The organism is Streptomyces sp. NPDC093109, assembly GCF_040701725.1.
Lineage (GTDB): Bacteria > Actinomycetota > Actinomycetes > Streptomycetales > Streptomycetaceae > Streptomyces.
Map to the genome: position 1 here is coordinate 1 of NZ_JBFBEZ010000124.1, position 1349 is coordinate 1349.

General features: G+C 68.6%; 1 protein-coding gene. It reads left to right on the forward strand.

The window, feature by feature from the left end; translation table 11 throughout:
• Positions 1-1349 (forward strand): polyketide synthase (locus AB0389_RS37865; RefSeq protein WP_366400132.1); only part of this gene is annotated, 1349 nt, incomplete at both ends.

Consider the following 1349-nt stretch of genomic DNA (forward strand, 5'->3'; position numbering starts at 1 on the left):
GATGAGTCCGCGTGAGGCGATGGCGACGGATGCGCAGCAGCGGTTGTTGCTCGAAGCGTCGTGGGAGGCGATCGAGCGGGCCGGCATCGACCCGGTGTCGCTGCGGGAGAGCCGGACCGGTGTGTTCGCCGGTGTGATGTACAACGACTACGGATCCATCCTGAACGGCGCGGAGTTCGAAGGCCACCAGGGCCAGGGCAGCGCGGGCAGCGTGGCATCCGGCCGGGTCTCCTACACGCTGGGCCTTGAAGGGCCGGCGATGACGGTGGACACGGCGTGTTCGTCGTCGCTGGTGGCGCTGCATCTGGCGACGCAGGCGCTGCGTGGTGGTGAGTGTGCGTTGGCGTTGGCGGGCGGTGTGACGGTGATGTCGACGCCCACCACGTTTGTGGAGTTCTCACGGCAGCGGGGTCTGTCGCCGGACGGCCGGTGCAAGGCGTTCTCGGAGTCGGCCGACGGGGTGGGCTGGTCCGAGGGTGTGGGGATGCTGCTGTTGGAGCGTTTGTCGGATGCTCGGCGGCATGGTCATGAGGTGTTGGCTGTGGTGCGGGGTTCGGCGGTGAATCAGGATGGTGCGTCGAATGGTCTGACGGCGCCGAATGGTCCGTCGCAGCAGCGGGTGATTCGGCAGGCGTTGGCGAGTGGTGGCCTGTCGGTGGGTGATGTGGATGTGGTGGAGGCGCACGGTACGGGGACGACGCTGGGTGACCCGATCGAGGCGCAGGCGCTGCTGGCCACGTACGGGAGCGATCGCGAGGGAGGGCAGCCGCTGTTGCTCGGGTCGGTGAAGTCGAACATCGGTCATACGCAGGCTGCCGCTGGTGTGGCGGGTGTGATCAAGATGGTGCTGGCCATGCGGTACGGCATCCTGCCCACAACGCTCCATGCTGATGTGCCGTCGTCGCATGTGGACTGGTCGGCCGGTGCGGTGGAGCTGTTGACGGAGTCCGTGGCATGGCCGGAGACGGGTCGGGCTCGGCGGGCGGGGGTGTCGTCGTTCGGGATCAGCGGGACGAACGCGCACGTCATCCTGGAGCAGCCCCAGCCTGTGGTTGAGCTGGAGACGAGTGCTCGGGACGTCTCCCCTGCGGAGCCTGTGAGCGAGATGCGGTGGGTGCCGTGGGTTCTGTCGGGGAAGACCGCGGAGGCGCTCGCGGCGCAGGCCGCTCGTCTGCGGCGGGTCGTGGAGGACGAGTCCGGGCCCGATGCTGTGGATGTCGGGTTCTCGCTGGCGACGGGTCGGTCGGTGTTCGATCATCGGGCTGTGGTGTTGGCGGGGTCGGTGGGCGGTGCGGCGCGGGCGTTGGTGGCGTTGGCGTCGGGTGCTGAGGATGCGGGGGTGGTGTCGG